Annotated in this window: 28 protein-coding genes and 1 pseudogene; 13 read left to right on the top strand and 16 right to left on the bottom strand. The window is 72.4% G+C overall.

What is annotated here, in order from left to right:
- Positions 1-115: 115 nt before the first annotated feature.
- The 5 genes from AB0927_RS05825 to AB0927_RS05805 all read right to left on the bottom strand — a co-directional run bounded on the left by AB0927_RS05825 (position 116) and on the right by AB0927_RS05805 (position 7,089).
- Positions 116-1,111 carry a TerC family protein gene (locus AB0927_RS05825; protein WP_366666282.1) on the bottom strand — a complete coding sequence of 332 codons (996 nt, stop codon included), beginning with the start codon at positions 1,109-1,111 and terminating at the stop codon, positions 116-118.
- Between the two features lie 236 nt (positions 1,112-1,347).
- Positions 1,348-3,225, bottom strand: a complete 1,878-nt coding sequence (locus AB0927_RS05820) for a TerD family protein (protein WP_366666281.1) — start codon at positions 3,223-3,225, stop codon at positions 1,348-1,350.
- A 51-nt stretch (positions 3,226-3,276) separates the two neighbouring features.
- Positions 3,277-3,855 carry a TerD family protein gene (locus AB0927_RS05815; protein ID WP_366666280.1) on the bottom strand — a complete coding sequence of 193 codons (579 nt, stop codon included), beginning with the start codon at positions 3,853-3,855 and terminating at the stop codon, positions 3,277-3,279.
- 155 nt (positions 3,856-4,010) lie between these two features.
- Entirely contained in the window at positions 4,011-6,167 is a 2,157-nt protein-coding gene (gene uvrB, locus AB0927_RS05810; RefSeq protein ID WP_366666279.1) for an excinuclease ABC subunit UvrB, read from the bottom strand.
- A gap of 40 nt (positions 6,168-6,207) precedes the next feature.
- Entirely contained in the window at positions 6,208-7,089 is an 882-nt protein-coding gene (locus tag AB0927_RS05805) for an MHYT domain-containing protein (protein WP_366666278.1), read from the bottom strand.
- A gap of 278 nt (positions 7,090-7,367) precedes the next feature.
- Between AB0927_RS05805 and AB0927_RS05800 the strand changes: the two genes are divergently transcribed.
- The 4 genes from AB0927_RS05800 (at position 7,368) to AB0927_RS05785 (ending at position 10,894) form a co-directional block, all read left to right on the top strand.
- A complete protein-coding gene (locus AB0927_RS05800) occupies positions 7,368-8,243 on the top strand; it encodes a glycerophosphodiester phosphodiesterase family protein (RefSeq protein ID WP_366666277.1) in 876 nt (291 codons plus the stop codon).
- Positions 8,244-8,341: 98 nt separating this feature from the next.
- Complete coding sequence (locus tag AB0927_RS05795; protein WP_366666276.1) at positions 8,342-8,896, top strand: methylated-DNA--[protein]-cysteine S-methyltransferase; 555 nt, start codon at positions 8,342-8,344, stop codon at positions 8,894-8,896.
- A 145-nt stretch (positions 8,897-9,041) separates the two neighbouring features.
- A complete protein-coding gene (locus AB0927_RS05790) occupies positions 9,042-9,950 on the top strand; it encodes a pseudouridine-5'-phosphate glycosidase (protein WP_366666275.1) in 909 nt (302 codons plus the stop codon).
- On the top strand, positions 9,935-10,894 hold the full coding sequence (locus AB0927_RS05785) for a PfkB family carbohydrate kinase (protein ID WP_366666274.1): 960 nt from the start codon (positions 9,935-9,937) through the stop codon (positions 10,892-10,894). The genes AB0927_RS05790 and AB0927_RS05785 overlap by 16 nt, the downstream gene beginning before the upstream one ends.
- Before the next feature lie 71 nt (positions 10,895-10,965).
- Here AB0927_RS05785 and AB0927_RS05780 read toward each other — a convergent pair whose 3' ends face one another.
- Entirely contained in the window at positions 10,966-11,760 is a 795-nt protein-coding gene (locus AB0927_RS05780) for a methyltransferase domain-containing protein (protein ID WP_366666273.1), read from the bottom strand.
- Between the two features lie 202 nt (positions 11,761-11,962).
- On the opposite strand from AB0927_RS05780, the gene corA reads away from it, so the two are divergent.
- Positions 11,963-13,090 (top strand): magnesium/cobalt transporter CorA, encoded by a 1,128-nt coding sequence (gene corA, locus AB0927_RS05775; RefSeq protein WP_366666272.1) that lies wholly within the window; start codon positions 11,963-11,965, stop codon positions 13,088-13,090.
- A gap of 77 nt (positions 13,091-13,167) precedes the next feature.
- Here corA and AB0927_RS05770 read toward each other — a convergent pair whose 3' ends face one another.
- Positions 13,168-13,800, bottom strand: a complete 633-nt coding sequence (locus AB0927_RS05770) for a uridine kinase (protein ID WP_366666271.1) — start codon at positions 13,798-13,800, stop codon at positions 13,168-13,170.
- Between the two features lie 267 nt (positions 13,801-14,067).
- On the opposite strand from AB0927_RS05770, the gene AB0927_RS05765 reads away from it, so the two are divergent.
- Together AB0927_RS05765 and AB0927_RS05760 are read left to right on the top strand one after the other, a co-directional pair.
- Complete coding sequence (locus AB0927_RS05765; protein ID WP_366666270.1) at positions 14,068-14,763, top strand: DUF2293 domain-containing protein; 696 nt, start codon at positions 14,068-14,070, stop codon at positions 14,761-14,763.
- Between the two features lie 221 nt (positions 14,764-14,984).
- A complete protein-coding gene (locus tag AB0927_RS05760) occupies positions 14,985-16,472 on the top strand; it encodes a glutamate synthase subunit beta (RefSeq protein ID WP_366666269.1) in 1,488 nt (495 codons plus the stop codon).
- Between the two features lie 40 nt (positions 16,473-16,512).
- Here the strand turns inward: AB0927_RS05760 and AB0927_RS05755 are convergent, their stop codons facing one another.
- From AB0927_RS05755 to AB0927_RS05745, 3 genes are all read right to left on the bottom strand, one after another.
- Positions 16,513-17,322, bottom strand: coding sequence for an SAM-dependent methyltransferase (locus tag AB0927_RS05755; RefSeq protein ID WP_366666268.1), 810 nt, complete (start codon positions 17,320-17,322; stop codon positions 16,513-16,515).
- An 89-nt stretch (positions 17,323-17,411) separates the two neighbouring features.
- Positions 17,412-17,666 (bottom strand): DUF397 domain-containing protein, encoded by a 255-nt coding sequence (locus AB0927_RS05750; RefSeq protein ID WP_366666267.1) that lies wholly within the window; start codon positions 17,664-17,666, stop codon positions 17,412-17,414.
- Positions 17,667-18,527, bottom strand: a complete 861-nt coding sequence (locus AB0927_RS05745) for a helix-turn-helix transcriptional regulator (protein WP_366666266.1) — start codon at positions 18,525-18,527, stop codon at positions 17,667-17,669.
- 217 nt (positions 18,528-18,744) lie between these two features.
- Between AB0927_RS05745 and AB0927_RS05740 the strand changes: the two are divergent.
- Both AB0927_RS05740 and AB0927_RS05735 read left to right on the top strand, forming a co-directional pair.
- Positions 18,745-19,314, top strand: a pseudogene (locus AB0927_RS05740) (ATP-binding protein); the annotation flags it as partial.
- Positions 19,315-19,703: 389 nt separating this feature from the next.
- Complete coding sequence (locus AB0927_RS05735) at positions 19,704-20,102, top strand: hypothetical protein (RefSeq protein WP_366666360.1); 399 nt, start codon at positions 19,704-19,706, stop codon at positions 20,100-20,102.
- Between the two features lie 35 nt (positions 20,103-20,137).
- Here the strand turns inward: AB0927_RS05735 and AB0927_RS05730 are convergent, their stop codons facing one another.
- Together AB0927_RS05730 and AB0927_RS05725 are read right to left on the bottom strand one after the other, a co-directional pair.
- A complete protein-coding gene (locus AB0927_RS05730; protein WP_366666265.1) occupies positions 20,138-20,782 on the bottom strand; it encodes a DUF899 domain-containing protein in 645 nt (214 codons plus the stop codon).
- 104 nt (positions 20,783-20,886) lie between these two features.
- On the bottom strand, positions 20,887-21,714 hold the full coding sequence (locus tag AB0927_RS05725) for a nucleotidyltransferase domain-containing protein (RefSeq protein WP_366666264.1): 828 nt from the start codon (positions 21,712-21,714) through the stop codon (positions 20,887-20,889).
- Positions 21,715-21,855: 141 nt separating this feature from the next.
- Here AB0927_RS05725 and AB0927_RS05720 point away from each other — a divergent pair, with 141 nt between their 5' ends.
- Both AB0927_RS05720 and AB0927_RS05715 read left to right on the top strand, forming a co-directional pair.
- The gene (locus tag AB0927_RS05720) at positions 21,856-22,326 is read left to right on the top strand and encodes a RidA family protein (RefSeq protein WP_366666263.1); all 471 of its coding nucleotides are present in this window, start codon (positions 21,856-21,858) and stop codon (positions 22,324-22,326) included.
- Positions 22,323-22,775, top strand: coding sequence for a GNAT family N-acetyltransferase (locus AB0927_RS05715; protein WP_366666262.1), 453 nt, complete (start codon positions 22,323-22,325; stop codon positions 22,773-22,775). The genes AB0927_RS05720 and AB0927_RS05715 overlap by 4 nt, the downstream gene beginning before the upstream one ends.
- Positions 22,776-22,843: 68 nt before the next feature.
- Here the strand turns inward: AB0927_RS05715 and AB0927_RS05710 are convergent, their stop codons facing one another.
- Positions 22,844-23,545, bottom strand: coding sequence for a uracil-DNA glycosylase (locus tag AB0927_RS05710; protein WP_366666261.1), 702 nt, complete (start codon positions 23,543-23,545; stop codon positions 22,844-22,846).
- 142 nt (positions 23,546-23,687) lie between these two features.
- Here AB0927_RS05710 and AB0927_RS05705 point away from each other — a divergent pair, with 142 nt between their 5' ends.
- On the top strand, positions 23,688-24,272 hold the full coding sequence (locus AB0927_RS05705) for an RNA-binding S4 domain-containing protein (protein ID WP_366666260.1): 585 nt from the start codon (positions 23,688-23,690) through the stop codon (positions 24,270-24,272).
- Between the two features lie 59 nt (positions 24,273-24,331).
- On the opposite strand, the gene AB0927_RS05700 is transcribed toward AB0927_RS05705, so the two are convergent.
- On the bottom strand, positions 24,332-25,027 hold the full coding sequence (locus AB0927_RS05700) for a class I SAM-dependent methyltransferase (protein WP_366666259.1): 696 nt from the start codon (positions 25,025-25,027) through the stop codon (positions 24,332-24,334).
- A 271-nt stretch (positions 25,028-25,298) separates the two neighbouring features.
- Here AB0927_RS05700 and AB0927_RS05695 point away from each other — a divergent pair, with 271 nt between their 5' ends.
- The gene (locus tag AB0927_RS05695; protein ID WP_366666258.1) at positions 25,299-25,631 is read left to right on the top strand and encodes a DUF6343 family protein; all 333 of its coding nucleotides are present in this window, start codon (positions 25,299-25,301) and stop codon (positions 25,629-25,631) included.
- Positions 25,632-25,637: 6 nt separating this feature from the next.
- Here the strand turns inward: AB0927_RS05695 and AB0927_RS05690 are convergent, their stop codons facing one another.
- Both AB0927_RS05690 and coaE read right to left on the bottom strand, forming a co-directional pair.
- Positions 25,638-26,018, bottom strand: coding sequence for a tetratricopeptide repeat protein (locus AB0927_RS05690; protein WP_366666257.1), 381 nt, complete (start codon positions 26,016-26,018; stop codon positions 25,638-25,640).
- A gap of 49 nt (positions 26,019-26,067) precedes the next feature.
- A complete protein-coding gene (coaE, locus tag AB0927_RS05685) occupies positions 26,068-26,694 on the bottom strand; it encodes a dephospho-CoA kinase (RefSeq protein WP_366666256.1) in 627 nt (208 codons plus the stop codon).
- Positions 26,695-26,734 lie beyond the last annotated feature (40 nt).

The following is a 26,734-nucleotide window of genomic DNA, read 5'->3' as shown; positions in this document are numbered from 1 at the left end:
CGTTCCGGATGCTTCCGTCCCCTCGGTCCCTCCGTTCGGTCCCTCCGTTCAGTTCCGCCGTTCGGTTCCTCCGGTCGTCCGCCGCGAGCAGTGCCCTTTCGCGAGGCCGTGGGGGTCAGGCGTCCGCGGATTCCCTCTCGGCGCCTTCCGCCTCGCTGTCGGCGACTGCTGTCACGGCCGCCTGCTTCCTGGTGGCCATGAGGCTGGTGAGCGTGGTGACGACCAGGACCGCGCAGATCACGCCGAGCGAGACGGGGATGCTGATCTCGGGCGCCGGGACGCCCGACTCGTGCAGCGCGTGCAGCACCAGCTTCACGCCGATGAAGCCGAGGATGACCGAGAGGCCGTACGAGAGGTGGACCAGCTTCTTCAGCAGGCCGCCGATGAGGAAGTACAGCTGGCGCAGGCCCATCAGCGCGAAGGCGTTGGCGGTGAAGACGATGTACGGGTCCTGGGTCAGGCCGAAGATCGCGGGGATCGAGTCCAGGGCGAACAGGATGTCCGTGGTGCCGATGGCGAGCATCACGACCAGCATCGGCGTCATGATCCGCTTGCCGTTCCGCCGGATCCACAGTTGGGTGCCGTGGTACCGGTCGGCCACGCCGAACCTGCGTTCCGCGGCCTTCAGCAGCCGGTTCTCCTCGAACTCCTCCTCGTCCTGGCTGTCGGCGCGGGCCTCCTGGATGAGCTTCCAGGCGGTCCATATCAGGAAGGCGCCGAAGAGGTAGAACACCCAGGCGAAGCTGGTGACGATCGCGGCTCCGGCGGCGATGAACACCGCTCGCAGCACCAGGGCTATGAGGACGCCGACGAGCAGAACGCGCCGTTGGTAAAGGGCGGGAACCGCGAACTTCGTCATGATCAGCACGAAGACGAAGAGGTTGTCGACGCTCAGCGACTTCTCGGTGATGTAGCCCGCGAAGAACTCACCGGCCGGCCGGCCACCGCCGAGGACGAGGAGGCCGACCCCGAAGAGGCCGGCCAGGACGATCCAGATGCCGGTCCAGACACCGGCTTCCTTGATCGACACCTCATGGGGCTTGCGCCCGATGAGGAAGTCGATCCCGATCAGGACGGCCAGACCCACGACGGTCAGGACCCACAGGGTCATGGTGACTTCCACGGCAACCTCCGGCATCAAGGAATGGCAAGCACATATGCGTTGTCACTGCCGGAGGTCTCTTCCACCCGCGCGGGGGCCGACGCCCCGGGACCGGAGCCGGTCCGTACTGACGGGTGCGCCGCAGTCAGGGAGTACTCCCCTCCGCACGGAAGACAGTACCCCAATCGCCAAGCATTGGTAAAGAGAAAAGCAAAGAAAGATTCAAAATAGCTGATCAGGGCACTTTACTTAAGCTTGGCACGGGCGGTGGTCACCTCGCCGAGCACCCGTTCCACGATCCCGCTGCCGACCGGCACCAGCCCCGGCTCGTATGTCCAGGCATGGCCCACCCAGGGGTCGGCGAAGTGCTCGTCGGGGACGGGGGTGAGTCTCATCAGCGAGCGCCACAGGGGGTCCAGCAGGGGGCCGTAGGCGGCGGCGTCCGCACGGTCCGCCACCAGCAGGAGATGAACGCCGACGGCGGGGCCCTCGTCCGCCAGGTAGCGCAGCCGCGTGATGGCCCGGTCGTCGAAGCCGTCGGGGAAGTCGTTGACGATCAGCAGTTGCTGTGCGGTGTCCACATCGTCCGGCAGCGCCCCGGCCGCGCCGCCTCGCACCGCCATCTGCACCAGATCGACCCGCCGGGTGAGCCCCTCCAGCACCTCCGTGACGCCCGTCGCCCCGGCGGCGGGCGGCGCCGCCAGCACTCCGGCGCCGATCAGCGGCCACAGCGCGCGGGCCCCCGCACCGGCCGGGTCGATGACCCGCACGGCGAACTCCCCCGCCGGGTGCACGGCGAGCAGCCGCGCCGCGAGCGTCACCGCCACCTCCGTGGCCCGCTGCCGTGGCGCGGCCGAGCCCATGAAGGAACCCTCGGGCGTGGACCTGGCACCGCTGTCGATCCACAGACCGCGTTCCAGCGGCAGTCTGACCAGCAGCGGGATGCGCAACGGCAGGCTCTCGGGCAGGTGCAGGTCGCCGAGCCGCAGCGCCATGGGCGGCTCGGCGGGCACCCGGTAGCCGTGCCAGACGGGGTTGTCCCAGTGGGCGTAGGCGGGCGGGAGCGCGGGCTCGACCACCTCGGACTCCGCGGTGAGCTGGGCCAGATCGCGGTCGAGGGCGGCGCGCGCCTGGTCGGCCAGCTGGTCCCGGCGGGCCCGAGCCGTCTCGCGCGCGGCCGCGCTCCCGCCGCCGAGCCGGGTCCGCGGGTCGGCGAGGGCCTGGTCGAGTTCCTTCTCCATGCGGGTGTCGGCGAAGTCCACGGCGCTGCGGTACGCGGCCGTGGTGCGCGCCAGGTCCTCGAACATGCCCCAGACCTGGTTGTACAGCCGCTCCTCCATCGACCAGCCCACGGCGTCGCCCGCGACCGGCGGGGCGGGCTGTGCGTCGGCGGCCTGAGAGGCCGCGGGCGCGAGCGGGGGCGGGGGCGGCGAGGTGCGCCGGCGGCGGGGATGGATGTAGTCGACCGGACCGCCGGGGGCGGGCGCGTCCCCGGCGGTCCGGTCGTCATCGGGGTTCCGGGCCGCGCCGTTCGCGCGGTGCGTGTCGTGGTCGTACGAGGCCGTGGGGCCGGGGCCGGGGGTCGTCGTTCCGTGGATGACCGCGGCGAGCGTGTCGGCCTCGGGCAGGCCGTGGTCGGCGAGGAGGGCAGGGAGACCGCCGGCGTACCCCTGGCCCGTCGCCCGTATCCTCCAGGTGCCCTGTCTGCGGTACAGCTCCAGGGCGACCACGGCTGCCTCGGTGTCCAGCCCCGTGACGGTGTAGCGGGCGACTTCGGTGCCGTCGGGCCCGTGCACCGCGGTGTGCGGGGCGGGGACGGCGCCGAAACGGAGCGGGCCGGTGGTTCCGGCGGGCAGGGCGAGGAAGATGTCGACGCGGTGGACGGCGTCGGGCACGGCGGCCAGGTCGACGGCCAGACGATGCTCAGCGGAGGCCCGCAGGGAGACCTCGACGCCGGGCAGCACGGGGGCTCCGGGGTGGGCGACCCACTGGGGGCCGTGCACCGTGCCGTTCTCGTCGCCGAGCGTGGCGCCGACCAGGACCGCGGCCCCGGAGGAGATCCGGATCTCCAGCCGGACCTGGGACAGCGGGTGGTTCTGCCCCCGCACCAGCTCGGCCGTCATCCTCGTCGCCCCCCGTGTCGTGTTGTCGTCCGCCCGGCCCGCCGGCGGGGTCTACAGGTGCGGCAGGATCGCCGGCATCAGGTCCTGGAAGGTGCGCCCGTTGGCGGAGGTGCCGAGGGCGGTCATGGTCCAGCCCGAGCCCACCCGGTGCACCTTGGCCATGATCTGGGCGGTGGCCTCGCCGCCGCCGGCCAGGGTGTAGCGGGCGAGTTCCTGGCCGTTGGTCTCGTCCACCAGGCGGCAGAACGCGTTCTCCACTTCCTGGAAGGTCTGGCCCGTGAAGGAGTTCACGGTGAAGACGATCTGGTCGATGTGGACCGGGACGCGCTGGAGGTCCACGAGGATCGCCTCGTCGTCGCCGCCCTGGCCGACGCCGCCCACCAGGTTGTCGCCGGTGTGGCGCACCGATCCGTCGTCGCTCACCAGGTGCCGGAAGAAGACGACGTCGACCGGCTGCTTCTCGGCGAAGAGCACGGCGGACGCGTCCAGGTCGATCTCCTTGGTGCGCGAGCCGAACAGACCGCGGCGCTTCGCCGCCTGCCAGCCCAGCCCCATGCGGACCGCGGTGAGGGTGCCCCCGTCGTTCTTCTCCAGGCTGATGGCCTGACCCTTGGTCAAGTTGACGGACACGCCGATTCCCCTCTCGATGGTCCCTTGTTGCCACAAACCGCGCGGCTGATCAGAACCCTACGCAGGGGCGCCGACGCCGCCGAACCCCGGCCCGCGCTTTGTGTCGGTGTTGCAACACTCGGCGCATACGCCGAGGTCCGGCGGCATGTGCGGCATCAGGAGAGGCCCGCCTCCCGCATCTGGCGCAGTTCCTTCTTCATCTCGGAGACCTCGTCGCGCAGCCGGGCGGCGATCTCGAACTGCAGCTCCGCTGCGGCGGCGCGCATGCGCTCGGTCATCTCCTCGATCTGCTCGGCGAGCTCGGCCGCCGGACGGTCCGTGGGCACCGTGGCCGCGGCCTTGCCCTTGGCGGACTTGGCCGCCTTGCCGGCCTTGGCGCCCTTGGCCGCCTTCTCGCCGAGCGCCGGCACCGGGGCCTTGGCGCCCTTGCCGTCCTTCGACTTGCGATAGCCGCTGCCGAGGAGCTGCTCGGTGTCGACCTCCTCGCGGGCGATCTGGGCGACGATGTCGTTGATCTTCTTGCGCAGCGGCTGCGGGTCGATGCCGTTGGCCTTGTTGTAGGCGACCTGCTTCTCCCGGCGGCGGTTGGTCTCCTCGATGGCCCGCTCCATCGCCGGGGTGATCTTGTCGGCGTACATGTGGACCTGGCCGGAGACATTGCGCGCCGCGCGGCCGATGGTCTGGATCAGCGAGGTGCCGGAGCGCAGGAAGCCCTCCTTGTCGGCGTCGAGGATCGCCACCAGGGAGACCTCGGGCAGGTCGAGGCCCTCACGCAGCAGGTTGATGCCGACCAGGACGTCGTATTCACCGGCGCGCAGTTCGCGCAGCAGCTCCACCCGGCGCAGGGTGTCGACGTCGCTGTGCAGATAACGCACCTGGATGCCCAGTTCCAGGAAGTAGTCGGTGAGGTCCTCGGCCATCTTCTTGGTGAGCGTGGTGACCAGGACGCGCTCGTCCTTGTCGGTGCGCTTGCGGATCTCGTGCACCAGGTCGTCGATCTGGCCCTCGGTGGGCTTGACCACGACCTCGGGGTCGACCAGGCCGGTCGGGCGGATGATCTGCTCGACTACGCCGTCGGACCGCGACAGCTCGTAGGCGCCGGGGGTGGCCGACAGGTAGACGGTCTGCCCGATGCGCTCCTGGAACTCCTCCCACTTCAGGGGCCGGTTGTCCAGGGCGGAGGGCAGGCGGAAGCCGTGCTCCACGAGGGTGCGCTTGCGGGATGCGTCGCCCTCGTACATCGCGCCGATCTGCGGGACGGTGACGTGGGACTCGTCGATGACGAGCAGGAAGTCGTCCGGGAAGTAGTCGAGCAGGGTGTTGGGCGGGGAGCCGGGCGAGCGGCCGTCGAAGTGCATCGAGTAGTTCTCCACGCCGGAGCAGGTGCCGATCTGGCGGAGCATCTCGATGTCGTAGGTGGTGCGCATCCGCAGCCGCTGGGCCTCCAGCAGCTTGCCCTGCTTCTCCAGCTCGGCCAGGCGCTCGACCAGTTCCTTCTCGATGTCGTTGACGGCCCGCTCCATGCGCTCGGGGCCGGCGACGTAGTGGGAGGCCGGGAAGACGTACAGCTGCTGGTCGTCGCTGATGATCTCGCCGGTGAGCGGGTGGAGTGTCGACAGCGCCTCGATCTCGTCACCGAACATCTCGATGCGGACGGCCAGCTCCTCGTAGACCGGGAAGATCTCGATGGTGTCGCCGCGGACACGGAAGGTGCCGCGCGTGAAGGCCATGTCGTTGCGCGTGTACTGGATGTCGACGAAGCGGCGCAGCAGGTCGTCCCGGTCGATCTCGTCGCCGACTCTGAGGGGGACCATGCGGTCCACGTACTCCTGCGGGGTGCCCAGGCCGTAGATGCAGGACACCGAGGCGACCACGACGACGTCACGGCGGGTGAGCAGCGAGTTGGTCGCCGAGTGGCGCAGGCGCTCGACCTCCTCGTTGATCGAGGAGTCCTTCTCGATGTAGGTGTCCGACTGGGGGACGTAGGCCTCGGGCTGGTAGTAGTCGTAGTACGAGACGAAGTATTCGACCGCGTTGTTCGGCAGGAGCTCGCGGAACTCGTTGGCCAGCTGGGCGGCCAGGGTCTTGTTCGGCGCCATCACGAGGGTGGGGCGCTGGAGCTTCTCGATCATCCACGCGGTGGTGGCCGACTTGCCGGTGCCGGTCGCGCCCAGCAGGACGACGTCCTTCTCCCCGGCCTTGATGCGCTTGGCCAGGTCGGCGATGGCCGTCGGCTGGTCGCCGCTGGGCTGGTAGGGGCTGACGACCTCGATGGGCGCCACCGTGCGTTCGATGTGGGAAACGGGCCGCATGCCATCCACCGTACGACCCCCCACTGACAACGGGTTCCGGTCAGCGGTTCTGCGGGGTGCGGGCGCCCTGCCGTACGGGCCTCCGGTTGGAGCGATGGTGCTGGTGGGGGGCGGCGGGCCGGTGGCCGGTGCGGGGGATGAGGGCGGCGGCCGGGACGCCCGGTGCGGGTAGGGCGGGCGCGCGGTCGGGGTGGCGCAGGACCAGCATCGGGTCGAGGATCACGACGACGCCCGCGAGGACCAGGAGGACGAGCGGGCCGAGCAGCATGGGGACGAGCGCGGACGCGTCCGGCGCGTCGGCGGTGGTCTCGGCGGCGCCGTCGAGGTGGACACTGAGGGCGGCCATGGCGGTGTAGTGCATGCCGCTGACGGCGACGCCCATCAGGAGACTCGCCCCCACGGTCGGGAGCAGGCCACGGGCGCGTCCGGCGGCCCACAGGGCGGCGGTCGCGGCGACGACCGCTATGGCGACGGAGACGACGACGGTGGGTGTGCTGTAGGCGAACCGTCCGTGGAACCGCATGCCGGCCATGCCGAGGTAGTGCATCGAGGCGACGCCCAGCCCGGTGATGGTGCCGCCGGTGAAGAGCGGCGCTCCGGTGGCGCCCCCGTAGCCGACGATGAAGACTCCTATGCCGACCATGACGACGGCGAGCCCGAGACTCGCGTAGGTGACCGGCTCGTCGTAGTGGACCGGTGTCCGCACGATGCTGAAGCCCATCATGGCGACGAAGTGCATCGTCCAGGTGCCGCAGCCGAGCGCGGCGGCGCCGAGGGCCAGCCAGGCCGGCCGCCGCGAGTGCGTGACCAGCAAGGAACGGGTGATGCAGCGCAGTCCGAGGGCGCCGCCGAAGCAGGCCATCAGATAGGCCACCAACGGGGTGACGGCCCCGTAGCCGAAACCGTCGACCATGCCCTGCATCCGCGGCTGCCCTTCGCCCTCGTATGTCCCGGAAACCCTGAAAATCCGCGCGGTACCAGGACCGCGCGGGCAGCCGGGGGTGTCGCTGAGAGTATGACTGCCACCGGAATGGTCGAACGACTTTCCGGCAAAGAAACACGCCCTTGCCGCAGTTGTGGTGCACCGGTGAGGACCCGGGTGCGTCTTCCCGGGATATGTGGCCTTCGTACGGCCGCGTACCGTTGCCGCTCTGCTGTCAGTCTGGTGCTGTCGGTTTCCGCTCGACGCGAGGAGTACGTATGCACGCGCGCCTGGTCGCCGCTCTGGCCGCCGTGGTCCTGGCGGTCTTGTCCGCGGTGGCCCTGGTGAGCCTCACCTCCGACGCCAAGGCGGGCGGCCAGGCGCCCCTGGTGATCGGCCACCGGGGCGCCCCCGCCTACGCCCCCGAGAACACGCTGCCCTCGATCGACAAGGCGGCGCGGGTGGGCACCACCTGGGTCGAGAACGACGTCCAGCGCACCAAGGACGGCGAACTGGTGGTCATCCACGACGACACCCTGAAGCGCACCACGAACGTCGAGAAGGTCTTCCCCGGCCGGGCTCCGTGGAAGGTGAAGGACTTCACCGCCGCCGAGATCGCCCGGCTGGACGCGGGCAGCTGGTTCTCCCCCGCCTTCGCGGGCACGCGCGTGCCGACGCTGGAGCAGTACATGCGCCGGGTCGAGCACAACCACGAGAACCTGCTCCTTGAGGTCAAGAACCCGGAGCTGTACCCGGGCATCGAACAGCAGACCCTGAAGGTCCTCGGCAACGAGGGCTGGCTGGACCGCGGGCATCTGAAGCGGCTCGTCGTGCAGAGCTTCAGCGCGGACAGCGTGCGGACCGTCCACGAGCTGAGGCCCGCCGTGACCACGGCCTACCTCGGCGCGCCCCCGGTCTCGCAGCTGGCGCGGTACGCGCGGTTCGCCGACCTGATCAACCCGTCGTACGGATCGCTCTCGAAGTCGTACGTGTCGGCGGTGCACAGCGTCCGCGGGCCGCACGACCGGCCGCTCGGGGTGTACGCCTGGACGGTGGACGACGCGGCCACCGCCCGCAAGGTCGCCGGGTACGGCGTCGACGGGATCATCAGCAGCAAGGCGGACGTGGTGCGGGCGGGGCTGGACGCGAAGTGAGCCAGGCCTCGGCCGAGGCGAGCGGGCGGGCGGGCGTGCCGGGGCCTGGCCGAGCCGGAGCGGCGGGCGCTGTCAGTGGTGGGTCGTACCGTGGGCGCATGGACAGCCATGGGCAGGACGAGCAGCGGGTGGTGTGGGCCGTCGTCGCGACCGACATCGGCCCGCTGATGCTGGCGGCGACCAGGAACGGGCTGGTCAACGTGGTCTTCCACGCCACCGACGCGGTGCGCGAGCGGACGCTGGAGCGGCTGGCGGCACGGTTCGGCGGCGCGCCCGTGGCGGATCCGCGGGCGCCGGTGCTGGCCGAGGCGATACGCCAGCTGCGGGCGTACTTCGCGGGCGAGCGGCAGGACTTCGAGCTGCCGCTGGACTGGTCGCTGATCTCCGGCTTCAACCGCCAGGTGCTGCGGGAGCTGGCATCCGGAGTGCCGTACGGCAGCGTGGTGGGGTACGGCGATCTCGCCGGCCGGGTGGGGCAGCCCGGCGGGGCGCAGGCGGTCGGGGCGGCGATGGGTGCCAATCCGCTGCCGGTGGTCGTGCCGTGCCACCGGGTGGTCGAGAGCGACGGTGGGCTCGGGGGTTTCGGGGGCGGGCTGGAGACCAAGCGGCGGCTGCTCGCCCTGGAAGGGGTGCTTCCCGAGCCGCTGTTCTGACGGCCGCCCGTCGTATCGGGCCAGGGCCGGGCGCCGTTCGCGCCAGTACGGGCGTTTCCCGCGCGGTGCCGGGCCGCTGGGCGTTTAGCCGTGGCCGGCGCCTGCCAGAGATACCGGCAGGGACCGGCGGACAGGAGGCGCGCACATGGTGCTGGTGGTGTCGGAAGAGGTCCGGGAGGCGATCGACGCGCGGCGGCCGGTGGTGGCCCTGGAGTCCACGATCATCGCCCATGGTCTGCCCCGCCCGCGCAATCTGCGGGTGGCCCTGGAGCTGGAGGACGCGGTACGCGGCGAGGGCGCGGTGCCGGCGACCGTCGCCGTGCTCGACGGGCGCCCGCTGATCGGCCTGGACAAGGCGCAGCTTGAGCGGGTCGCCAACGACGGCGGCATCCGCAAGCTCGGCCATCGCGACCTGCCGCTCGCCATGGCGGCGCGGGCGAGCGGGGCGACCACGGTGTCGGCGACCGCGCGGCTGGCCGCGCTGGCGGGCATACGGGTCTTCGCCACCGGCGGGCTGGGCGGAGTGCACCGGGAGTGGACGGTGACCCAGGACGAGTCGGCCGACCTGGGGCTGCTGGCGCGTACCGGGATCACGGTGGTGTGCGCGGGGGTGAAGTCGATCCTGGACGTGCCCGCGACCCTGCAGCGGCTGGAGACGCTGGGCGTGGCCGTCGCCGGGTACGGCACGGACCGCTTCCCCGGCTTCTATCTGTCCGACTCGGGGCATCCGGTCGACTGGACGCTGCGCACTCCCGAGGAGGTCGCGGAGGTGATGCGGGCCCAGGACGCGCTGGGCGCGGCGGAGTCGGCGCTGGTCGTCGCCAATCCGGTGCCGGAGGCGGAACAGCTAGACCCCGCGCTGCACGCGCGGGTGCTCCGCGAGGCGCTCGCCGCCTGCGCGGAGCGGGGCGTCACCGGTCAGGCGGTGACGCCGTTCCTGCTGGACTACCTCGTGCGGCACACCGACGGCGCGTCGCTGCGCGCCAACCTGGCGGCGGTGCGCGGCAACGTGCGGCTGGGGGCGCGGATCGCCACAGCGTGGGCGCGGGGGTGACCGGGGGCCGCGAAGGGGCGCTGCTGGTCGTCGGGGACGTGGTCACGGACGTGGTCGCCCGGCACCGGGGACCGCTCGCGGCCGGTACGGACACCGCCGCGGTGATCCGGACGCTGCCGGGCGGCGCGGGCGCCAACGTGGCCTGCTGGGCGGCCCACTCGGGCTGTGCGGACGTACGGCTGCTCGGCCGGGTGGGCGCGGAGTCGGCGGCGTGGCACGAGCGGGAGCTGGTCGCGGCCGGGGTGCGGCCGCTGCTGGTGGTCGATCCGCGGGCGGCGACCGGGACGGTGGTGTGCCTGGTCGACGCGGGCGCGGCGGCCGAGCGTACGTTCCTCACGGACAGCGGGGCGTCGTTGCGGCTGGAGCCCGCGGACTGGTCGGGCGGGTTGCTCGACGGGGTGGCCTGGCTGCATCTGTCGGGTTATCTGCTGTTCACGGAGTCGAGCCGGGCGCTCGCACGGGTCGCGCTCGCGGCCGCCCGCGCGCGGGGCGTGCCGGTCAGCATGGATCCGGCGTCGGCCGGGTTCCTGGTGGAACTGGGGGCCGACCGGTTCCTCGCCTTCGCCGAGGGGCTGGACGCGCTGCTGCCCAGCCGGGACGAGGCGTGTCTGCTGACGGGGCTGGCGGAACCGGTCGAGGCGGCCGCCGAGTTGAGTCGTGTCGTCCCGCTGGTGGTGGCCAAGGCGGGGGCGGACGGGGCGCTCGTGGCCCGTTTGGGGGGCACGCCGGTGCGGGTCCCGGCCGTACCGGCGACCGCGCGGGACACCACGGGCGCCGGTGACGCCTTCACCGGCGCCTTCCTCGCCGCCCTTCTCGTGGGCGCGGATCCGGAGGAGGCGGCGGCACGGGGATGCCGGGCGGGAGCGCGGGCGGTGGGCCGGGTCGGCGGCAGACCCCCGCACCGGGGCGGGGCGGCCCGGGAGGGGGCGGGCCGGGGCGGCTGAGGAGGGCGTCGCCCGGGGCGGGCGCGGGCAGCGACCGCACGCGAGCCCGGGACGCCGCGCGTGGCAGGGTGTTACGCCTTGCGACCCCACACCGAGATCATCGGTGCCGTGGTCAGGTCCATGTCGCCGGCCTCGACGTTGGCCAGGTGCTGGTCGATCTCCGCGTCGGTGGCCAGGCCCGCGTCGAGGAGCCGGCCGCGGATCTGGCGGACCGTCGCGGCCTCCAGGGCGGTGCAGGCGGGCGAGGTCATGGGGAAGAAGCCGTCGGCCTCGACGTCGTGCAGTCCGGCCTCCCTGAGCAGGCGCGGCAGTCGGCGGCCGTAGGAGAGGTCGGCGCCCCGTTCGGCGAGCAGGCTGCGGAAGCCCTGGCGGAGCCGGTTGGCGAGCCGCTGTTCGGGTCCGTGCTCGTCGGGGCAGGTCAGCGGCTGGAGGGCGGGGTCGGCGTCCTCGATGAGCAGTCGCCCGCCGGGCTTCAGCGCCTGAATCATGGACCTCAACGCCCGTTCACGGTCCGGGACATGGACGAGGACGAGCCGGGCGTGGACCAGGTCGAAGCCGTCCCCCGGCGGTTCCTGGGCGCCGACGTCGTGGGTGCGGATCTCCACCGGCGGGTGGTCCACGGGAGCCAGTCGAGAGGTGTCGATGTCGGTGGCGACGACCTTGCCGCCCGGCCCCACCTTCCGCGCGAGCCAGGACACCACGGAGGTGCCGCCGGCCCCGGCCTCCCAGCAGCGCCAGCCCGGCTTGATACCGAGGGCCTCGATGTGCCGGAAGGTCGTGGGGTCGAACAGTGTGGCGAAGGCGTCGAAGCGCTCGCCCGCCTCGCGCTGCTGGTTGTCCAGGAGATACCCGTCGGATGCCGTCATACCGCAATCATCCCAGTTGAACGGCGGGTCCGGCCGGTCGGCTCCTCGGGCGCGGGCAGGTGTGCGCGGAGGTTTTCCACAGGCGGCAACCAAGCGGAACGCCACTTTTCCACAGGCTTGCCCGCCTCTTGCCCAGGACTGGCAGACTTTCGGCCCAGGGCGCGAAAGCGTCGCACGAGGAGATCCACGCGAGGAGATCCAGATGTCCATGGCAGGGAACCTGCGGAAGGTCACGAAGCTGGGCGGGACCGGCGGCCTGCGCAAGGTCGCACAGCTGGCCCGACGGCGGCCGCGCGTGGACCTGAGCCATCCCGCCCGCTCGCCCCTGGGCTCCTCGGTGGTCAACTGTGTGACCTACCAGGACGGCATACGGGTACCGCAGTGCACCGACCTGCTGGAAGCCGTGCAGATGGTCCGCAAGACCGGCGAGGGCTTCGTCTGGCTGGGGTTGCACGAGCCGACGGACCGTGAGTTCGCGGGCGTCGCCGAGCTGTTCGACCTGCATCCCCTGGCGGTGGAGGACGCGGTCGAGGCCCATCAGCGGCCGAAGCTGGAGCACTACGGCAACACCCTGTTCGCCGTGTTCAAGACCGTCTGCTACGTCGAGCACGAACGGCTGACGGCGACCAGCGAGGTGGTGAACACCGGCGAGATCATGGCCTTCGTGGGCGAGGACTTCGTCATCACGGTGCGGCACGGCCGGCACGGATCGCTGGGGCCGCTGCGCGAGGAGCTGGAGGCACACCCGCACCAGCTCTCCAAAGGACCGGCAGCGGTGCTCCACGCTCTGGCGGACCATGTGGTCGACGGCTACCTCAGCGTGACGGACGCGGTGCAGGCCGACATCGACCAGGTGGAGACGGAGGTGTTCTCGGAAGCGGGCGCGCGGCTCGACCCTGGGCGCATCTACCAGATGAAGCGTGAACTGCTGGAGCTGAAGCGGGCGGTGGTGCCGCTGGCCCGCCCCCTGGAGGACCTGGCCACCCGGCCCCTCCGGGTCGTCGCCCCCGACATACAGGCGTACTTCCGGGATGTGCTCGACCATCTGATCCGGGCCAAGGAGCAGATAGCCGCCTTCGACGAACTCCTCAACTCCATTCTGCAGGCGCACCTCGCGCAGGTGACGGTCGCGCAGAACGAGGACATGCGGAAGATCACGGCGTGGGCGGCCGTGATCGCCGTACCGACCATGGTGTGCGGGGTGTACGGCATGAACTTCGACCACATGCCGGAGCTGCACTGGCGGTTCGGCTATCCGCTGGCCATGGGGGTGATGGCGGCGGCGTGCCTGGCGCTGTACCGGGGCTTCCGCCGTAACGGCTGGCTCTGACCGGCGGCCATGATGGCCGATGGTCGGGGCCCGGTGGTCCGGTGCGGGCGGTGCCGGTCCGGTGCGGCCGTCGGGGGTCAGCCGCGCCAGGCGGGGTGGCGTGGATCGTCGGCACGGACGAGGACGTCCGCCATGCCGGCCGGGTCGGTCTCCGCCTCGTAGCGCTCGAAGGCGGGGAGCGTCCAGTGGTCGGGCTCTGGAGTACGGCGGCGCAGGGCGGCCGCGGAGAGGAGGACGTGGACGGTCAGGTCGAACGGGAACCAGTGGCGGAGCAGAAGGGGGCCGTGGAGCAACAGGACGCCGCCGGGCGGGAGCTGGACATAGGGGCTGCGAGTGGCACGGTCCGTGGCCGGGTCCCACAGGTCGGGCAGGACGCGCCCGCTGCCGCCGGGGTCGAGCGGGCCGAACACCTCACGCCACAGGGCGCCGGTGTCGAGCCAGCCGCCGTAGTACGACTCCGCGTCGCGCCGACCGTGCTCCAGGCGCAGTGAGGCGGGACGCAGAAAGCCCTCGGCTCCGACCACCAGAGAGGGCCGGCCGCGCACCCGCAGCGCCTCCCCGACCCGCTCGGCCAGGTCCCCGGGACGGGCGGCCGGAGCCCCGTCGAAGCCGACGCGCAACCACGCACCGCCGTCGGCTGCCTCCAGGCCGGCCAGGCGGTCGGCGAGCAGTTCGGCGAGCCGTTCCCAGGTGATCGCTTCGAGTCGCACAGGGACATGATGCCGGGTGGGTTTGGGGCGTGCGGGGGCTGGGGGTGGAGGGCGAGGGAGGGGGCGCGGGGGTGGGGGCGGGGGGCGGGGCCCCCGAAGAGACGGCAGCGGGCCGGCGGCCCCCGCAAAGGTGGCAGCTGGGCCGCGGGGCCCCCGAAGAGATGGCAGCAGGCCGACAGGACCCCATAAAGGTGGCAGCGGTACCCCCGTAGAAACGGAAAGAAAGCCGGGCGGGGGGCAAAGGCCGAGACAGGGAAGGGAAAGGGTATGGAAATACCCTCAACCCCCCACCTCTCCAGCAGACTTGTCGTCATCCAGCCCCTCAGACACAAGCGCTGTTCCGCCTGTCGGCGTGGGCCGCTGTCGCTGTTGGTGCTGGAGGACGGTGTCCCCCGTTGTCTGGATTGCGCGGACCTCGGTCACCTGGTCTTTCTGCCGCGTGGTGACACGGCGCTGACCCGCAGGTCGCGGGAGGAGAGCGCGTTGTCGGCGGTGGTGGTGCGGTTCAACCGGCGGAAGGCCCGTTACGAGCGGCAGGGTGTGCTCGTGGAGGAGGCGGCGCTGGCCCGTGCCGAGGAGCGGTGCCTGGCGGACGCGGAGGCTCGGCGCCGACGGCGGGCGCGGGACGCGCGGCGCAGGGTGGCGGACGACGAACGGTTCGCGGCGGCGTTCGCGGCGGAGATCCTCCGGTTGTTCCCGGGGTGCCCGGTGGAGCGGGCGCGGGCGATCGCGGCGCATGCCTCCGTGCGGGGCAGCGGGCGGGTGGGGCGCAGTGCGGCGGGGCGGGCGTTGTCCGAGGGTGCGGTGGTCTCGGCGGTCGTGGCGGGCGTGCGGCATGTGGACACGTCGTACGACCGGCTGCTGATGAGCGGGGTGCCGCGGTATGAGGCCCGGCGCCGGATCGCCCCGGCCGTGGAGGGTGTGCTGCGGGCGTGGCAGGGGGCTGGGGAGGGCGTGGGCTGAGCGTAGGCGGACGCCCGGCCGGGGCTGCAGGGTGCGGGCGGCGCCCCCGGCTCCGTCCCGGCCGAGCCCGCCCCGCGCTCCTCGGATCCGACCCAGCCGCCCGCCCTGCGCCGCCCCCGTCACGGACGTATCGTGGCCGGAAGAGTGCCGATATGTGCCGCTTGGTGGCGTGTGGCCGTCGGGTGGCCGGTCCCCGGTGCCCGTAGGCGAGGAAGACGATCATGGCCGATCCCAAGGGGTTCATGACCACGCCGCGTCAGGAGTGGGCGAGGCGGCCCGTCGAGGAACGGGTGCGGGACTGGGACGAGGTGTATGCGCCGGGGGCGTTGCTGCCGATCATCAGCACGCAGGCGGACCGGTGCATGGACTGCGGGATCCCGTTCTGCCACGATGCCTGTCCGCTGGGCAATCTCATCCCCGAGTGGAACGACCTGGTGGCCCGGAAGGACTGGCGGGCGGCGAGCGACCGGTTGCACGCGACGAACAACTTTCCGGAGTTCACCGGGCGGTTGTGTCCGGCGCCCTGTGAGGCGGGGTGTGTGCTGGCGATCAACCAGCCGGCCGTCACCATCAAGAACGTCGAGTGTGCGATCGCCGACCGGGCCTGGGCGGAGGGTTTCGTGCCGGCGCGGCCGCCGGAGCGGCTGTCGGGGAGGACGGTCGCGGTGATCGGCTCGGGGCCGACGGGGCTCGCGGCGGCGCAGCAGCTGACGCGGGCCGGGCACACGGTGGCCGTGTACGAGAAGGACGACCGGCTCGGCGGGCTGATGCGGTACGGCATCCCCTCGTTCAAGATGGAGAAACGGCATCTGGAGCGGCGGCTGGGGCAGATGCGGGCGGAGGGGACGAGGTTCCGTACCTCGACGGCGGTCGGGCGGGATGTCGACGCGGCGGAGCTGCGGACGCGGTACGACGCCGTCGTGCTCGCCACGGGTGCCACGGTGTGGCGGGAACTTCAGGTGCCGGGCCGGGAGTTGGAGGGGATACACCAGGCGATGCGGTATCTGCCGCTGGCCAACCGGGTGGGCGAGGGGGATCTGGCGGTTTCGCCGTTGTCGGCGGCCGGGCGGCATGTGGTGATCGTGGGGGGCGGGGACACCGGGGCGGACTGTCTGGGCACGGCGGTGCGGGAGGGGGCCGCGTCCGTGACCCAGTTGGACATCTACGCGCAGCCGGGGTCGGAGCGCGACGAGTACGCGGAGCCGTGGCCGACGTATCCGAAGATCTACCGGTTGTCGCCCGCGCACGAGGAGGCGCGGGAGCTGCGGACGGCGCCGGCGGCGGATGCGGACGCGCGGTTGTTCGCGGCGTCGACGCTGCGGTTCGCCGGGGACGGCGGTGGGCATGTGCGGGCGCTGGAGCTGGTGGAGGTCGACGAGCTGCGGCGGCCGGTGCCGGGCACGGAGCGGACGATCCCGGCCGATCTGGTGCTGCTCGCGCTGGGGTTCTCCGGGCCGGACCGGGAGGACGGGCTGGTCGAGCAGTTGGGGCTGGCGCTCGACGCGCGCGGGACGATCGCGCGCGACGACGGGTTCGCGACCAATGTCCCCGGGGTGTTCGCCGCCGGGGACGCGGCGCGCGGGCAGTCGTTGATCGTCTGGGCGATCGCGGAGGGGCGGGCGGTGGCGGCGGCCGTCGACCGGTATCTGACGGGCAGCACGCAGTTGCCCGCGCCGGTCTCGCCCAGGGACAAGCCGATGCGGGTGTGACCGGGGGCGGCGGCAGCCGTGCGCGCCGCCCCCGGAGCGTCTAGAGCTTGCGCGCCACCGCGCCGTATCCGGGGATCACCCCGTCGTCCTGGCCGGGGACCGGTTCGCCCAGTTCGGGGTGCCACTTGTGGACGATCTCGACGCCGGGGTCGACCAGTTCGAGGCCGTCGAAGAAGCGGGTGAACTCCGCGCGGGAACGCAGGGCGATGGTGATGCCGGCGCCCTTGAGCTTCGCGGTGGCGGTGGTGGACTCCTCCGGGGTGAAGTCGGAGGTGGCGTGGGTCATCATCAGGTAGCTGCCGGAGGGCAGTTCGGAGAGCAGCCGGGTGACGAGTTCGTGGGCGCCGTCGGCGTCCGTGATGAAGTGCAGCAGGGCGATCATGGAGAGGGCGACCGGCTGCTTCAGGTCGAGGATCTCCCGGGCGCCGGCGATGATCGCGTCGGGGTCGCGCACGTCGGCCTGGAGGTACTCGGTGGCACCCTCGGGCGTGCTGCGCAGCAGGGCCGCCGCGTGGGCCAGCACGATGGGGTCGTTGTCGCAGTAGACGACGCGGGCGTCGGGCGCGATCTCCTGGGCGACCTGGTGCAGGTTGGGCTCGGTCGGTATGCCGGTGCCGATGTCCAGGAACTGCCGTACGCCCTGCTGGGCCAGCCACCTGGTGGCGCGGTGCATGAAGGCGCGGTTGACCCGGGCCATCACAGGCACCCGGGGTTCGAGCGCCAGCATCTGGCGGCCCATTTCCTCGTCGACGGGGTAATTGTCCTTGCCACCGAGGTACCAGTCGTACATCCGTGCGGGATGCGGCTTGCTGGTGTCGATCTCAACGGCCGTCGGGTCCTGCCCGCTCATGCGGCACTCCGTAAACGTCTGTGGTGATGGATTGTCAAGTCTGGTTTCAAGATGAGAAGTCGAGCAAGTAGCAACACAAGCGACACGTGTCAGGAAAGCAGGAAGTCGGCCTCCCCCGCCTTGGCGCCTTCTATGAAGGCGGTCATCTCGTCGGTGGTGTAGATCAGGGCCGGTCCGTCCGGGTCGGTGGACTGGCGTACGGCGATGCGGCCGTCGGCCAGTTTCATCGCCTCCAGGCAGTTGCCGCCGTTGCCGCCGCTCCAGGGCTTGTGCCAGCCCTCGCTGCCCAACTCCCGTGCGGGCATGCCGTTGTAGACGCGGGCACGCGGCTTCATGTGTTTCATTCACAGCTCCTTGCAAAGATCCCGGAGGATCTCTTTCGTGCGTTGTGCCGTGGCGGCCTGCGCCGCCATGCGGTCCATGACCTCAAGGTGGGTCGCCACCTCGGCGCGCGCGTCGAGGTAGACCGCGCCGGTCAGGTACTCGCTGTAGACCATGTCCGGCAGTTCTGACATGGCGAATCGGAACAGCACGAAGGGCCCGTACGTCCCGGGGTGCGGGCCGTTCTCGAACGGGGCGATCTGGAGCGTCACGTTCGGCAGGCTCGCGGCCTCGATGAGCCGGCCGAACTGGGCCCGCATCACCTCGGGGCCGCCGACCGGGCGGCGCAGGGCGGTCTCGTCCATCACGGCCCAGAAACGGGGCGCGTCGGGCCGGGTGAGCAGTTCCTGGCGCCGCATGCGCAGCGCGACGTGGCGCTCGATGTCGTCCGGGCTCGTCTCGCCGATCGCCCCGGACCTGAGCACTCCGCGCGCGTAGTCCTCGGTCTGGAGCAGTCCGGGGACGAAGTGCGGCTCGTAGGAGCGGATGAGGCTCGCGGCGCCCTCCAGGCTGACGTACATGGAGAACCAGCCCGGCAGGATGTCGTGGAAACGCTGCCACCAGCCGGGGCGGTTGGCCTCCTCGGCCAGTTGGACGAAGGCCTCCGCCTCCTCGTCGGGGACCCCGTAGGCCTTCAGCAGCAGCTGGAGGTACGGGATCTTGAAGGCGACCTCGGCCATCTCCATGCGGCGGACGGTCGCGGGGGCGACGCGCAGTATCCGGGCGGCGTCCTCACGCTTCAGTCCGGCGCGCTCCCGCAGGTCGAGCAGGCGCCGTCCGAGGACCACCTGACCCACCGTCGGCGCGGACCGCGGCTCGCTCACGCTCCCACCTCCACCGAAAGCCTTCGCTCATAGGGACCCTGACAGCCTTGCGGCGCCGTTCGAAGACTCACTCGAAGACCGGGTCGGACCTTCGATGGACCCAATTGGCGCCGCGCGACGTGCTGTTGCGAGCAGTGTGCCACGGCGCCTGACCGAGTCACAGCGCACTCTGCATTTTTCAGAGTGACTCTTGCCAAGTGTCCACGGCGGGGCGATAGTGGCAGGCGTGATTCCGTCCGCGCCCTTAGGAACAGACGCCGCCGCAGGCCCTCCCGGTCTCGCCGCCGCGATGGTGGCCCCGCAGGGGGGCACCGCCGTCGAGCGCCGGTTCCGCTTCGAGCTGGCCGCGCATCCGGGTTCCGTCGCCCGGGCACGGCGCCTGGCGCATGCCCGGCTGACCGGCTGGTCGGTGTGCGCGGACACCTGTGACAGTGCGGCTCTGGTCATATCGGAGCTGGTCACCAACGCGATCGTGCACACCGCGAGCACGCGGGTCGTGTGCGAGCTGCACGACCACGACGACCTGGTGCGCATCGCCGTACGCGACGAGGGGTGCGCCCCCGGCGAGCCCCATCCGTCCCCGCAGCGGCCCGACGAGGAGCACGGGAGGGGGTTGCTCCTCGTCGGGGCGCTGTGCCGGTCCTGGGGTGCGCAGGAGCACGGCTCCGGGCTGCTGGTCTGGGCGGAACTGGCCCACCAGGACGAGGCGGCACCGGGCGGTGCCGAGCCGCGCGACGACCTCGGCTGGGGCGCCGCCCGCCCCAAGCCGGACCGGCCGGACGGCTCGGGCGGCGACGAACCGGCCGAGGAGGTCGGCATGGGATACAGCAGGGACCACGCCTTGGACGGCATAGGCCGTGACATGGGCCGGGAAATGGGCCGGGACATGGCTGCCGACCGGGTCCCGGGCCCGCTCGAACAGCCCGCGCACCGGGTGCCGGGACAGCACCCCGGGTACGAGGCATCCGGCCGTCCCCCGCTCCGAACCCCGGATCACCGGTGGCACGGGGCCCAGGAGCGGTACGGCGTCCCGGACCGCCATGGGTTCCGGGCCCCCGGGCAGCACCTCGGCCGGGAGCTGCCGTGACCGGCGCGGTGGGCGGCGGGAGGCACGGCGCCCGGGGTGCCGGCAGGCGCCTGGACGTCCGCTCCGAGGCCGCCGGGTCCGAGCGGGCGATGGGGATGGACACCTTGGTGCGTCTGCAGCGCCTGCGTCCGGCCGCGGACCCGCTCCACCGGCTCCAGGTACCGGAGGGCATGACGGTGCCGCTCGGCTGTGACGCGGTGGGGGTGCCCGACCGGCTCGGGCCGCTCGTCGTGTCCCGGCTGCCGCGGCTGGGCTGCGTGTACGCCGACGACGCCCACTGGTGGTGGCTCGTCCCGTCGGACTCGGACTACGCCCTGCCGTGGCCGGAGCCCGCCCAGTACGCCCCGGGCGCCCTGGTCAGGGGCACCGCCCGGCTGATCCACCGCCCCGGGGGCACGGCCCCGTACACCCCGCCGATCCCCCTCTACCTGGCCCTGTGCCGGGCGACGGGCACGACGCCGGACTGGTCGCGCACCGTCACCATGTAGGTCCCGCGGGCGGGCACCGTGATGATTCGCCCGCTTCAGTAGTCGTACTCGTCGTGCAGGCGGAGCCCCTCGCTGCCGGCGGGGCGGCGGCCGAGGGCGGTCAGGTCGAGGAGGGCGGCGGTGGTCGCCAGTTCGTCCAGGTCCGCGTCGTAGACCGAGTAGGTGTGGAAGACCCGCTCGCCGTCGCGCAGGAAACAGCTCAGGCCCGGTCGCTCGACCGGTTCGCCGCCGTCCCGCACGGTCGCCTCGAAGTCGTCGTTGAAGTCGCCCGGCGACGCGGAGTACCAGGGCACCGCCCAGCCCATCCGCGCCTTGAACGGCAGGATGCGAGTGAACGGCGCCCGGGAGACGGCGGCGAACGAGGTGTCGCGGGCGCGCAGATGGGCGAGGTGGCCGACCTGGTCCAGGAAGGCGGCGCAGCACGGGCAGCCGGTCTCCCAGTCGGGGGCGAACATGAAGTGGTGGACGACGAGCTGGGAGCGCCCCTCGAAAAGGTCGAGGAGGGTGGCCTTGCCGTCGCCGCCCTCGAAGAGGTATCCGGGGTCGACCTCGACCATGGGCAGCCGCCGCCGCTCGGCGCCGAGGTCCTCGCGCGCCCGTCTGACCGCCTCCTCCCTGCGCCGCAACTCCTCGCGCGCGGCGCGCCATTGCTCGCGCGAGACGATCTCCGGTAGCGACATGGGTCCTCCTGTCCGACGGTCGGTCCGGGGTGGAGACCGGTGCGGGAGGCGGAACTCATCGCCGATGCGGGGACTTTCCACCGGACGGTTTGCGACGGCCTGCTTCACGAAGAGGGGGGCAGTGCCCGGGTGACGATCTCCTCGGCCCTCGTGACGGCCGCGACCAGGGCGTCGGGCGTGGCCCGCAGCCGGCCCGTCACCTCGTCGAACTCCCGCAGCCCGGCCCGCTCCAGCAGCCGCTTCTCGTTGGTGACCCATTCGCCGCGGGCCGCGAGCACCGCGTGGGCCGCCTGGGCCGCGGCGGTGGCGAGGGCCCCGGCGGTCTCGGTGAGGCGACCCTGGGGCACGTGGTTGGTCCGGGCGTAGCCGAGGGTGGCGCGGGCGCTGCCGCCCCAGCGTGCGGCGGCGGTACGGCGCAGCCGCTCGGGGTAGCCGGCGGGGCGGGGCGTTTCGCCGCGGAGCACCTGGTTGAGGGCGAGTTCGGCGACGATCAGGTAGGTGGGGATGCCGGCGAGATGGAACAGCAGCGGCTCCACCCTGAACCGTCCCTGTTCCGTCTCGGCCAGCTCGTGTTCCACGACGTCCAGATCGCGGTAGTGCACATCGACGCGGCGTCCGTCGATGGTCAGCCAGGCGCCGCCGTTGAAGACGCCGCCGCCCCAGCCGCCGACTTCGGAGACCTCGCCGGGCCAGCCGAGGGCGCGCAGGTCGGCCGGGTCGAAGGGGCCGCGGTAGTAGACGGCCAGGTCCCAGTCGCTGTCCGGGCGTTGGGTGCCCTGGGCCCGGGAGCCGCCGAGGGCCACCGCGCGGACGGTGGGGAGCGCGGCCAGCCGGTCGGCGGTGGCGGAGAGGAAGCCGAAGTCGGGGTCGGAGTCGGGGTCGGAGTCGGGGTCGGGGTCCGGGAGGAAGCCGGGGCCGGGGTGACGAGGCATGGGACCAGCCTGCGTCATGCCCGTCCGGTACGCTCCCGGATTTCCCCCATGCTCCTTGCCACGCCCGGAAATTGGGGTGCGTGGGCGGGCGGCGGGGCCGATGATCGGGAGGTTGTCCACTGACCGTCGAGGAGCAGTCCCGTGATCCAGCGTGTCACCGTTCCCACCCTCTTCCCGCCGCCCACCTACTCCCACGCCTCCGTCGTCCAGGCGGGCACCAAGCTCGCGTTCCTCGCCGGGGCCGTACCGCTCGACGAGCACGGTGAGATCGTCGGTCCGGGCGATCCGGTCCGCCAGGCCGAGCAGGTGATCGCCAATCTGCGGGAGCAGCTGCGTGCCGTGGGCTCCGACCTGGCGCATGTGCTCACCACGGAGGTGTACGTCGTGAGCGGCGAGCCCTCGGCGCTGTCCGCGGTGTGGGAGGTCGTGGAGGACTCGGGGCTGAGCCGGGGACCGCACTCCTCCACCCTGCTCGGGGTCGCCTGCCTCGGGTACACCGGGCAGCTGGTGGAGATCACGGCGACGGCGGTGGTGCCGGACGGCCCGGAGCGCGAAGGCGAGCGCGCAGGGGAGCACGAAGGGATCGGGGGAACCGAAGGGGTACGGCGGTGACCGGCGTCGTCCTCCGGCGGGCGCGGGCCGACGACGCGCGGGCCGCCGCCGATGTCTGGCTGCGCTCCTTCACCGCCGCGCTGCCCTCGGTCGTCCGCCCGCGCACCGACGACGAGGTCCGCGACTACTTCCGGGACGTCGTCGTGCCGTCGCGGGAGACCTGGGTGGCGGAGGCGGCCGGGGGGCGGATCGTCGGGGTGATGGTGCTCTCCGGGCCGCTGCTGTCCCAGCTTTATCTGGAGCCGCGGTGGCGGGGGCGGGGGCTCGGGGACCGGTTCGTCGCGCTGGCCAAGGAACGCAGTCCCGAGGGGCTGGCTCTGTGGACCTTCCAGGTCAACCGGCCCGCGCACCGCTTCTACGAACGCCATGGTTTCACCGTCGCCGAGTCCACGGACGGCAGTGGCAACGAGGAGCGGGAGCCGGATGTGCGGTACGTCTGGCGGCCGTGAGCCCCTCGCGCTTCGGCGCACCGGGGCGCCAGGGGCAAGGGGCGACGGGAGACGGGCGAGGCGGCGGGTCAGGGCACCGGTAGCCCGGCCGTTCGTGCCGCCGTGCTCAGTACCTCCCGCAGCATCTCCGGGGTGAGCCGGCCGGTGAAGGTGTTGCGCTGGCTGACGTGGAAGCAGCCGAAGAGGTCCAGGCCGTCGAGGGCGACGCGGGTGCCGTGCGCGAAGGCCGGACGGGGGCGGGGCACGGTCCAGCCGGCCTCGGTGAACGCGGGCAGTGCCGCCTGCCAGCCGAAGGCGCCGAGGATCACCACGGCGCGCAGCGTCGGGCGCAGCAGCCGCAGCTCCTGGACCAGCCAGGGGCGGCAGGTGTCGCGCTCGCCGGGGGTCGGCTTGTTGGCGGGCGGCGCGCAGTGCACGGGGGCGGTGACCCGGACCCCGTACAGCTCCAGGCCGTCGTCGATGCCGACCGAGGCGGGCCGGCTGGCGAGCCCGATGTCGTACAGCGCCTGGTACAGCACGTCGCCGGAGCGGTCGCCGGTGAACATGCGTCCGGTGCGGTTGCCGCCGTGCGCGGCCGGAGCCAGGCCGATGATCAGCAGCCGGGCGTCGGCGGGTCCGAAGCCGGGTACCGGACGGCCCCAGTACGTCCAGTCCGCGAACGCGGCCCGTTTGGCCCGCGCCACCTCCTCGCGCCACTCCACCAGCCGGGGGCAGGCCCGGCAGCCCGTGACCCGCCGGTCCAGCCGCGCAAGGGGGCTGCTCTCCTCCATAGGGCCACCGTATGCCCAGGGCGCCGCCGCCCATGCCCGTGACCGGCCTCTCCGTGATCCGTCCCGGGAGCGGCGCCCCCTTCCCCGTGGGCCCGCGGAAAACGTGTCCTGGTCGCCCGGCCCGGGGAGTTAGGGTCGGGACATGGCTTCCGAGGATGCGGACGAGAACGTGAACCGTGGCACCGGCGGGCCGGCCGGGACGGGTCCCGCCGAGGGCTCCGAGGGCGCCGGTTCCGCGGCCGGCGGGCCGGTGGATCCCGAGGTCGCCGCCGCGGTGGCCGCCGCCGCGGCCGCGGGGCCGGGCAGCGGTGAGACGGTCCGGATCGACAGCTGGATCTGGGCCGTACGGCTGATCAAGACGCGTTCCCAGGGTGCCGCCGCCTGCCGGGGTGGGCATGTGCATGTGAACGGTGAGCGGGTGAAGCCGGCGTACTCGGTGCGGGTGGGCGACGAGGTACGCCTGCGGAACGAGGGCCGGGAGCGGGTGGTGATCGTCAAGCGCCTCATCCGCAAGCGGGTCGGTGCGCCCGTGGCCGTGCAGTGCTACATCGACAACTCCCCGCCGCCCCCGCCCCGCGAGGCCATCGCCCCCGTCGGCCTCCGCGACCGGGGCACCGGCCGCCCCACCAAGCGCGACCGCCGGGAGCTGGAGCGGCTCCGCGGCGTCACGCCGCCGGGGTTCGGCGGCGGCCTGAGCGGGCCGGAGGGCCGGCCTCGGGGACGGTGACGGTAACGGTGACGGTGACGCGAGGCTGACCGGCCCCGTGCACGGCGTCCGCGTGACGCCTACCGCGTCCGCACGGCCCGTACCCACGTCTCGTCCGGGGTCAGGTACGCGTCCACCTCCAGTCCCGCCTCGGCCAGCGCCGATTCGAACTGTTCCTTCGTCAGGGGCCGGGCGAGGAAGGTCTGGGTCCAGGTGCCGTCCGGGAAGACGTACTCGACGTGGACGGAGTCCACTCCGTCTCCGACCGGGGTCACCGAGGCGATGCGGACGGTGAAGCCGGCCGGGTCGACCCGTTCTCTCGGCACACTGGTGTGGTAGTCCGCGCCCTCCCGCTGGATCAGCACACGGCCGCCCTCGGCCACATGGCGGGCGCAGGTGCGCAGCAGACCCCGGCGCACCTCCTCGTCGCCGGCGTGGACGAGGAACGAGGCGAGCAGCACCACGTCGAACTTCTCGTCGCCCAGGTCCAGTTCCTCGATCGGGGCGCATATGGTGCGGGCCCCGTGGATCCGGGCCAGCATGTCGGCGGACTCGTCCACCGCGGTGACCGTGAAGCCGCGCTCGAGCAGGGGGTGGGTCATCCGGCCCACGCCGCTGCCCAGTTCCAGGATGTGCGCCCCGGCCGGTACCGCCGCGGCGATGATGTCCGGCTCCGGCCCGGCCGGCAGGCGCGTGTAGACCTCCACCGCGCAGCCGTCCGGGGTGATCGCGCCGGTGCCCGTGCCCTCGTATCCCTCACGCATCTCGATCGTCATGCCCGGAGAACGGCTCGCCCTCGCCCTCCCGTTCCCGTTCGATCGCAGTTCACCCGTTCGAGCGATTCGCCGCCGGAGGGGAACCCAGCACGGCGCTCCCCCACCGGCCCACGCCCGGGCTCCCCCTCCGCCTCACGCCCGCCTCAGGCCCGCCTCAGGCCCGCCTCACGCCCGCCTCACGCCCGGCTGGCACCCGTCCTCACGCCCGGCGCTCGCCGTGGCTGCGCGTCGCCGTCCCGGAGAGTACGTTGCAGGAAGGAGTGGTGATCCGATGCGTACAGGCAGTGAACCGGCGACCGCGCGCAGTGCTCTGCGGGCGCGGTTGTGGTTGAGCGTGTGGGGGCTGGTCTGGACGGTTTTCGGCACGGCGGCGTTCGCGCTCGTCGGGCGCCCCGGCTGGGCGGCCGCCTGCGGGGTGCTGTTGCTGATCGTCACCGCCGACATGGCCGTGATCGTCCGGCACATCCGGCAGGGCCCGCACTACCAGCCGGGCCGCGACGTGCCGCCGTACCGGCCACCGGACGACGAGAGGCCCGGTGGTTACCCGCGGCTGCCGCGGCGCGGGCCCTCCTGGCCTCGGCCGCCACGCCACCGGCACCCCTGAGGGGCGTCAGCCGTCGAACCGCGCGGCCTTCAGGTACTCGGGGTTGGGATCCAGCGCCGCGGCCAGCCGGAAGTGCCGCTTGGCCTGGTCGGCGCGGCCCTGGCGTTCGTACGTGCGGGCCAGCGCGAAGTGCGCGAACGCGTTGTCCGGTTCCCGTTCCAGAACGATGGTGAACTCCAGCTCGGCGGGGCGCAGTTGCGCGGCGGCGAAGAAGGCACGCGCGCGCAGCAGCCGGGCCGCGGTGTTCTCGGGGTGCGCGGCGATGACTCCGTCGAGCAGCTTCACCGCGCCCCTGGGATCCCGCGCGTGGAGCAGCTGCTCGGCGGCGCGGAAGTCGATGACATGCGTCTCCGGACTGGGTCCGGGGGAACCGCTGGTCTCGGGCACGGCAGAGTCCTTCCCTCGTTCCCGGGATTCAACGCCCCGGCGCGGGCCGCTATTCCGCGGGCCGGTCCGCCGCGGAGGTGCCGTGGGTCCGGCGCACCAGAGCGTCCCAGACCTCGTCGACCCGCTTGCGCAGCGCGTCCAGGGGCACGTCGTTGTCGATCACGATGTCCGCGATCGCGTGCCGCTGCTCGCGGGTGGCCTGCGCGGCCATCCGGGCGCGGGCGTCCTCCTCGGTCATGCCGCGCAGCCGGGTCAGCCGGTCGAGCTGGGTCTCGGGGCTCGCGTCCACGACGATCACGAGGTCGTAGACCGGCGCCAGGCCGTTCTCGGTGAGCAGGGGCACGTCGTGGATCACCACGTCGTCGGGGGCCGCGGCCTCCTCCAGCTCGCGGGAGCGGGCGCCGACCAGGGGATGCACGATCGAGTTGAGGACCGCGAGCCTGTCCGGGTCGGCGAAGACGATCGAGCCGAGCCGGGGCCGGTCCAGGCTGCCGTCCTCGGTGAGGATGTCCGCGCCGAAGGCCTCGGCCACGGCGGCGAGGCCGGGCGTGCCGGGCGCGACGACCTCGCGCGCGATGCGGTCCGCGTCGATCAGCACGGCTCCATGCTCCACGAGCAGCCGCGACACCTCGCTCTTGCCGGCGCCGATCCCGCCGGTCAGGCCAACTTTCAGCATGAGCGGAAGCTTAGGCCCTGTCCCCGGCGACGGCAGGACC

It is taken from the genome of Streptomyces sp. NPDC048106, assembly GCF_040706415.1.
In the GTDB taxonomy this organism is placed as follows: Bacteria; Actinomycetota; Actinomycetes; order Streptomycetales; family Streptomycetaceae; genus Streptomyces.
Note: the sequence above shows the minus strand (reverse complement) of the source record. Positions and strands in the feature narration are given on the sequence as shown.